We start from the raw sequence: 9,320 nt of genomic DNA, 5'->3' as shown, positions 1-9,320 counted from the left end.
GCATCAGGATTATCCGTTCGAAGAGCTTGTCGATAAGCTTGAATTGACAAGGGATATGAGCCGGAATCCGCTGTTTGACGTCATGTTTGTTCTTCAAAACATGGATCAGGAATCGTTGGACCTGGATGAACTGTGTCTCAAACCTGCAGCAAACAATGGGCATCAAACGTCCAAATTTGATTTAACCCTATATGCTCAGGAACAGCCCCACGGTTTGCTGACGTTCCAAATGGAGTTTAGTACTGACTTATATAAGAAAAAAACGATAGAAAAGTGGCTTCAATACCTCATCAATATGTTACTCTCCATCATCCAGGACAACAAAGCCGTTCTCGGAACAACAAATATCCTGAATGAAGATGAGGCCCATTACCTTATCCATGAGCTCAATCGTACAAAAATAGAATATCCAAGAAATGAAACCATCAGCAGACTCTTTGAAATGCAGGCGGAACAAACGCCTAATGCCATAGCAATTGTCAGCGATACACAAGAGTTAACTTACGCGGATCTGAACAGCTGGGCAAATCAAATTGCTTCACTTCTACAGAGAAAGGGAGTCGGTCCCGATCGAGTCGTAGCCTTGTTGGCAGAACGAACGCCAGAACTCATAGCAGGTATGCTGGGCATTCTGAAAGCCGGGGGAGCCTATCTGCCTATCGATTCTAATCTGCCTGTTGAACGCATAGCTTATATGCTGTCTGACAGCAGGGCAGCATTACTCCTTCAATCTGAAAAAACAGAAAAACAGCTAGTAGGCATTGAATGTGAACAAATCATAATCGAAGATATTCAAAAGCAAGGAGAGGCGAAGAACGTTGAATCTTCAGCAGGGCCCCATTCACTTGCATATATCATTTATACCTCTGGATCAACCGGTAAACCAAAGGGTGTCATGATTGAGCAGCGAAGTGTCATTCGTCTTGTGAAAAACAGCAATTATATTACGTTTACACCAGCTGACCGCCTTCTGATGACATCATCAATCGGTTTTGACGTTGGATCATTTGAATTTTTTGGACCGCTGTTAAATGGTGCCGCTTTGCACCTGTCCGATCAACAAACCTTTCTCGATTCCCAACAGCTTAAGAGATACATAGAACATCAAGGAATCACAACGATGTGGCTGACCTCGTCTCTATTCAATCATTTGACAGAGCAACTCGAGACAACATTTTCGCAGCTTAACCATCTGATCATAGGCGGAGAAGCTTTGTCGGCAAGCCACGTCAATCGAATCAGAAATGCCTGCCCGGAAGTATCGATATGGAACGGATATGGGCCAACCGAAAATACAACTTTTTCGACATGCTTCCACATTCAAAAAACATATGAACTCTCCATTCCGATCGGGCGGCCGGTTGGCAATTCCTCCGCTTATATCTTAAATCAATGGGGAATGCTGCAGCCGGCCGGAGCTGTTGGCGAACTTTGTGTCGGCGGAGATGGCGTTGCCAGAGGGTATTTACGCCGTCCTGATTTAACGAAAGAGAAATTTGTCCAAAACCCGTTTGTACCCGGCGATCGACTGTACCGCACAGGTGATCTGGCGCGCTGGCTTCCCGATGGCACAATTGAGTACGTTGGCCGTATTGATGATCAAGTAAAAGTCAGAGGCTATCGGGTAGAGCTGGGTGAGATCGAATCAGCACTTCGCCACATAGACGGAGTCAAAGAAGCGGCGGTGTTGGCACGTACAGGACAGTCAGGGAGCAAAGAGCTGTTTGGCTATATCAGCGTAAAAGCGGGCACGAATGCTGAACAAGTGCGTTCTCTTCTCGCCCGTTCACTGCCTAATTATATGATTCCGGCGTATATCATTGAAATGGAGAATCTTCCGCTCACATCGAACGGCAAATTGAACCGGAAAGCACTGCCTGAACCAGATTTCGCATCTAAACAAACATACATCCCGCCACGCAACGAACTTGAAGAGCAGCTGGCATTGATCTGGCAGGAGGTTCTAGGCATCCAGAGGATCGGAATAGAGGATTCATTCTTTGAATTGGGCGGCGATTCCATCAAAGCGCTTCAAGTTTCTGCACGTCTCGGGCGCCACGGGTTAAGCTTGCAGGTAAGTGATTTATTCCGTCATCCAAAGATAAAAGACTTATCACCATTTATTCGTAAAACAGAGAGAGTCATAGAACAAGGACCTGTTCAGGGAGATGTTCCATGGACGCCTATTCAGAAATGGTTTCTCTCACAAGACATAGAAGAACGACACCATTTCAATCAGTCTGTCATGCTTTTCCATACTGACCGTTTGTCTGAAGACGCTCTTAGAGCATCCTTAAAAAAGCTGGCGGAGCATCATGATGCGCTTCGGATGGTTTATCGTAACGATGGCGGGCGATGGATTCAAATCAACCAGGGCATTCATGAATCACAGCTATACAGGTTAAAAATATCTGATCTTTCACAATCTGAAAACGATTGGGAAACACAAATCAAACGAGAAGTTGCAGATCTTCAGCAAAGCATCAATTTGCAGGAAGGGCCATTGTTACATGCCGCGTGGTTTAAAACACTGACCAGGGATTACTTGTTCCTCGCGATCCATCATCTAGTCGTTGATGGTGTGGCATGGCGGATTTTGCTGGAGGATTTGTCAGCAGGGTACCAACAAGCGTCTTCAGGCCAGGCGATTCAGCTTCCGCCTAAAACTGATTCCTATCAGGAATACGCCAGACGGATTCAGGAATATGCCCAAAGCAGCAAGCTGATTCGTGAAGAGGCGTATTGGCGAAGTGCAGAAGAACAGCAAACTGCGGAACTGCCATATGAAATGCCGTTTCATGAGAACACCGACTGCAGCAAGAGGGACTCGGTAAGCTTTTCACTCTCTGAAGCAGACACTGACGTTTTGCTGCAAAACGTCAATCACGCCTATAGTACAGATACACAAGATATTCTGTTAACGGCGGCATCGTTGGCGATTTGTGAATGGACAGGAGGAAGCAAGCTCCGAATCGCTATGGAAGGACACGGAAGAGAGCACATTATGCCGGAGTTAGATATCAGCCGGACGGTCGGCTGGTTTACATCCATGTACCCGGCCCTCATAAGCTTTGAAAATCAAAGGGATGAGCTGGGAACCGCAGTAAAAACCGTTAAAGATACACTGGGCCGGATACCAAACAAAGGGATAGGTTACGGTATGCTGAAATACCTCACACACCCTGAAAACAAAAGCATTGCGTTTTCAAAAACACCTGAAATCAGCTTTAACTATTTGGGCCAGTTCAACGACATCGAAAGACAGGGCAGCTTCCGTCCATCAAGTCTTGGAAGCGGAAAAGATATCACTCATACATGGAAGCGTGAGCAAATCATAGAAATAAGTGCAATGGCAGCAGACAAAAAGCTTCATTTCAATCTTAGCTATCCGCCGGCCCGTTTCCATAGAAACACAATGGACCAGCTTATCAACAGGATCGAACACTTTTTGCTGGACATTATGAAACACTGCGCCGGTAAACAAAAAACAGAAAAGACACTGAGCGATTTTAGCAGTCAATCATTAACGGCAGAGGATTTGGACAGCATATCCAGCTTGGTGGAAGAATTGTAGAAAATCGTGACAGGGAGACATGAACATGACAAAAGCGAATTCAATTCAGGATATTTATCCGCTGTCTTACATGCAGGAAGGGATGCTTTTTCATTCCCTCCTGCAAAAAGATTCACAGGCATATGTTGAGCAAGCTTCTTTTACAATAGTAGGAAAAGTCAATCCGCAGTATTTTCAAAACAGCATCAATGCTCTTGTCGCAAGACACGATATTTTCAGGACAATTTTTATCAGTCAAAATGTTTCCTCTCCCCAGCAGGTTGTCCTGAGAGAACGGAATGTCATCGTGCAGGAAAAAGACATTACGCATTTAAACAAAGAGAAGCAATCACAGTTTATCGAACAATTGAAAGAAAAAGACCGCGCTCAAGGGTTTCACTTGCAAAAAGATCTGCTTATGCGCATCACTCTGATTCAAACAGGAGAGGGCCAATACACTTGTATTTGGACCTTTCATCACATCATGATGGACGGCTGGTGCCTCAGCATTGTGTTAAAGGAGTTTCTTCATATTTATGCATCTTATGTAAATGAATCCGCTATATCACTAGAGCCGGTTCAGCCATACGGAAGGTATATCAAATGGCTGATGGAGCAAGACAAAGAGCAGGCGGTTTCATATTGGGATCATTACCTTTCCGGCTATGAACAGCAAACCATGCTCCCAAAACAGAAAAAACCAAAAGGGAGAAGCAGGCAGGAACACGTTACGTTTTCATTCTCTAAGAAAGAAAGCAGCAGGCTTTCGGAGCTTGCAGCAAGAGAAGAAGTGACACTCAGTACGATTTTCCATACCATTTGGGGCATTCTGCTTCAAAAATATAATAATCATGATGACGCCGTATTCGGTTCTGTCATGTCTGGAAGACCCGCCGAAATCGAAGGCATTGAACAAATGGTAGGTCTTTTCATTAACACGATACCGGTTCGGGTACAGGGGGCAAAAACACCATTTCTACAGCTCATAAAAGATATGCAAAAAGACCGTCTTGCCGCTGAAGCATACAGCTACCATCCTTTATATGAGATTCAAGCCCGTTCAGCGGTTAAGCAAGGGCTGATTGACCATATTCTCGTATTTGAAAACTATCCGGTGCAGCAAGAGATTCAAATGCTCAACAAACAGGACCATGCTTCAGATCTTTTTCAGATTCATAACTTCACTGTGGCCGATGAAACCAACTACAGCTTTTATCTTATGGTAGCACCAGGAGAAGAAATCCATATGAAAATGAGCTATGATGCTGAGCAGCACGATCGGTCTTTTGTGCTTTCTATCAAGGAGCATCTTCTGAATGTTGTATCGCAAATCTTACACAATCCGAATCTTCCACCTGGTGAAATCGAGATTACGACAGACACTGAAAAGCGGCAGCTGATTGGAGAAATCGCAGATCGAACACCAGTTTACGAAACCATCCATGCCATGTTTGAAACACAAGCAGAAAAGACGCCGGATGCTTATGCGGTAATTGATCAAGCCTGCTCGTTAACATACAAAGAACTGAATAAATCGGCTAACAGATTGGCGCGGCATTTACGAATGAAGGGTGTTGCGAGACAGGAGCCCGTTGCAATTATGATGGAACGCTCAGCGGCGTTTATCACAGGTGTTCTTGGAATCTTAAAGGCAGGCGGCGCTATTGTTCCGATTGATCCGTATTATCCAGCTGACAGAATCCGTTATATTCTAAATGACTGCGGCTGTTCGCATGTTGTTTCACAAGCGCATCTTTCCTCATCGTTAGAAAACAATTACATTATCACTCATGCAGAAGATATCGAAAGCAAAGAAGACGGCAGTAACATGAAGTCAGTCAATAATGCTGACGATCTGCTGTATATCATTTATACGTCAGGTACAACAGGTAAACCAAAGGGTGTTCAATTTGAGCATCGAAACATGGCTAACTTGCTGAAGTTCGAATATGCACACTCTGGCATTGATTTCGAAGCAGATGTTCTGCAATTTGCGACACCTGCCTTTGACGTCTGCTATCAAGAAATATTTTCTGCGCTTCTTAAAGGCGGCACACTGCACATCGTGCCAGAAGCCATAAAAAGAGATGTGCCTCAGCTGTTTGCATTTATAAACAAGCAACAGACGAATATTGTGTTTCTCCCAACTGCTTTTATCAAAATGATTTTCAGCGAGCAGCAACTGACAAACTCGTTTCCTTATGGCGTCAAACACTTGATTGCAGCCGGGGAACAATTAATGATTTCAGACCTTTTCCAAGAGGTGTTACGTGAACGCGACATACACCTGCACAATCATTACGGACCTTCAGAAACTCATGTCGTATCTACGTATACCATTCATCCAGGAGACCCTATTCCGGAGTTTCCGCCAATCGGTAAACCGATAAGCTGTACTGATCTATATATTTTGAATCATCAAAAACAGCTGCAGCCATACGGCGTACCTGGTGAACTCTATATTTCCGGCGCAAGTGTTGCCAGAGGATATGTCAATCACGATAAACTGACACGCGACAAATTTTCATCCGACCCATTCAGGCCTGGTGCGATCATGTACCGTACAGGTGATGTGGCCAGACGGCTTGAAGACGGCAACATCGAATATATCGGACGGGCAGACAATCAAGTGAAAATCAGGGGTTATCGAATCGAGCCGCAAGAAATCGAAGTCACGTTAATGAATCATCCGGACATAAAAGAGGCTGCCATTCTCATCAGACAAGATGAAAACGGTGAACATGAATTACGCGCTTACTATTGCAGTGTACAAAAGATGAATGCAATAGATTTACGCAGCTATATGGCTAGTGAGCTACCAGAATACATGATTCCGGCGAAATGGGTATGGGTTGACAGCATACCTCTTACCCCAAATGGCAAAGTAGATCAATCAGCACTTCCAGAGCCAGATGCTTCAATCAGCGGAAATCCATATACTGCTCCTCGTAATCTGTTAGAGGCAAAGCTTTCACAATTATTTGAAGATGTGCTGAAGAATGGCTCTATAGGCATCCAAGACAACTTTTTTGATCATGGCGGCCACTCTCTAAAAGCAACAGTGCTGATGTCACGGATTGCAAAGGAATTTCATGTGCAAGTTCCGCTTAAGGACATTTTTGCCTATCCGACAGTGGAAGGGTTAGCTTCAATCATTCGAAATGCAGAAGAAAATCCGTATGCAGCAATTGAACCGGCAGAAGAAAGGGAGGCATATCCTGTATCTTCCGCTCAAAAACGGATCTATGTGCTTCAGCAGCTTGATGAGGGTGTCGCCTATAATATGCCTGCGGTCTTAGAACTGGAAGGGACACTGGATGTCGCTAACCTGTCTGCTGTATGTAAAGAACTGATCAGTCGGCATGAGCCTCTTCGAACTTCCTTTGTATCCGGGACAGATGGCGAGCCTGTTCAGCGTATTCACACCGAGGTACCGTTTGAATTAAGCAGAGAGACCGATATCGAGAGATTTGTTCGTCCCTTTGATCTCAATCAAGCGCCGTTATTTAGAGCGGGTCTTGTAAAAGTGTCGAACGAGAAGCATGTATTGCTGGTAGATATGCACCATATTATTTCAGATGGCGTATCCGTTCAGCTCCTAATCCGAGAATTCACCGATCTTTATGCGAAACGGCAGCTTAAGCCGCTGCGGATCCAGTATAAAGATTACGCCGTCTGGCAGCAGCTTTTTAAAAAGGGAGACTCGTATCAAAAGCAGGAGACTTACTGGCTGCAGCAGTTTAGCGGAGACCTCCCTGTACTAGAGCTTCCTACAGATAAACGCCGTCCGGCAGAACGGCAATTCGCAGGCGGAAAAGTAACCTTTCAAATGGATAAAGAGCTCACGTCCCGGATAAAACAGCTCGCCCATAAAAACAGCAGCACACTTTACATGACACTGCTCGCTTTGTATTCAGCTTTTTTATCACGGTTAAGCGCTCAGGATGATATCGTGATTGGTTCACCTATCGCCGGACGGCCCCATGCCGACCTTGAAGCTGTTCTTGGGATGTTCGTCAATACATTGGCTCTACGCACACGCCCGGCCGGTCATAAGACATTTGAAGAATTTCTGAAAGAAGTCAGACAGACGGCACTGGAAGCGTACGAGCATCAGGATTATCCGTTTGAAGAGCTCGTGGATAAACTCGGCGTACAGCGGGAAATGAGCCGGAATCCACTGTTTGACACAACGCTTGTCCTTCAGAATATGGACCAGCAAAAGCTGAAAATGAAAGATGTACAGCTTCAATGGAAGGACTTGCATCATCCAATATCAAAATTCGATATTTCCTTGTATGTTACAGAACACGATTCCGAACTTTTCTGTCAGTTTGAATACAGTACAGCTTTGTTTGAGAAAGCGACCATCCAAAGGTGGGCCGGCCTTTTCACCACCCTTGTGGAACATACAGCTGTCAGTCCTGAAACAGAATTGGACAACATCCCAATCTTAACAATAGGAGAAGAGAGAGAGTTCATTGAAGCATGCCATCCGGTTCAGGAGACGGGCTATCTGGTGAATCAAACGCTCCACCATGCACTCGAACAGCAGGCAGCAAAAACGCCTGATCAGACAGCCGTTATCTTTGAAGCTGGAGCGATGACCTATAAAGAATTGAATGAACAGGCTAACCGTATCGCCTGGGAGCTGATTGGACGGGGAGTAAAATCTGAAACAACAGTTGCCATTATGGGAAGGCGTTCGCCTGAAATGTTGATTGGCATTTATGGCATTCTTAAAGCGGGCGGCGCTTATCTGCCCATTGACCCGGATTATCCGGAAGAACGAATCAGCTTTCTGCTCAAAGACAGCGGTACAAACATTCTCTTGCTTCAGTCTGACGGCCTTCATGTTCCGGCATTTGCAGGAGAGATTCTTTATCTCAATCGGACAAATAACGGGCTGAAACATCGTTTGTCCAATCCGAATGTTAACGTTCTCCCGCAATCTTTAGCCTATGTCATCTATACATCCGGCTCTACCGGGATGCCTAAGGGCGTTGAAGTTGAACATCGATCAGCGGTGAATTTTTTGAATTCCCTTCAGTCCCGTTATCAACTGAAGCAATCAGATGTGATTATGCATAAAACATCTTATTCATTCGACGCTTCAATATGGGAGCTGTTTTGGTGGCCTTATGCCGGTGCTTCTGTTTATCTGCTTCCTCAGGGAGGCGAAAAAGAACCTGAAGTGATCGCAAAGGCCATAGAAGAACAAGAGATCACAGCTATGCATTTTGTGCCTTCAATGCTACATGCCTTTTTAGAACATATAAAAAATCGCTCTGTACCGATGAAGAAGCCAAACGGACTCAAGCGGGTGTTTTCCGGTGGAGAGCAGCTGGGGGCCCATCTCGTCTCCCGATTTAGCGAGTTGCTTCCAAATGTTGCATTAACCAATTCCTACGGGCCAACAGAGGCAACTGTAGAAGCTTCATTCTTTGATTGTCCGATGCATGAAAAACTTGAACGAATTCCTATTGGCAAACCTGTTCACCATGTCAGATTGTATATTCTCAATCAGAAGCATCGGATGCTGCCTGCCGGATGTATCGGCGAACTGTACATTGCCGGAGCGGGTGTGGCCAGAGGTTATTTGAATCGGCCGGCCTTAACAGAGGAGCGTTTTCTTGAGGATCCCTTTTACCCGGGTGAACGCATGTACAAAACAGGGGATGTAGTCCGCTGGCTCCCTGACGGGAATATGGAATTCCTCGGCCGTACGGATGATCAGGTGAAAATCCGTGGCTACCGGATTGAGCCC

General features: G+C 45.3%; 2 protein-coding genes. Both read left to right on the top strand.

Going from position 1 to position 9,320, the window contains the following annotated elements; translation table 11 throughout:
* Nucleotides 1–3,574, top strand: a 3,574-nt coding sequence (locus ACQXR1_RS22020; RefSeq protein ID WP_430772870.1) for an amino acid adenylation domain-containing protein, incomplete at its 5' end; no start/stop codon positions are given.
* A 25-nt stretch (nucleotides 3,575–3,599) separates the two neighbouring features.
* A partial coding sequence (locus ACQXR1_RS22015; RefSeq protein ID WP_430772869.1) for an amino acid adenylation domain-containing protein occupies nucleotides 3,600–9,320 on the top strand: 5,721 nt, incomplete at its 3' end.

Origin of the sequence: Bacillus sp. ATD (assembly GCF_050585765.1) — a bacterium.
Lineage (GTDB): Bacteria > Bacillota > Bacilli > Bacillales > Bacillaceae > Bacillus > Bacillus stercoris.
Note: the sequence above shows the minus strand (reverse complement) of the source record. Positions and strands in the feature narration are given on the sequence as shown.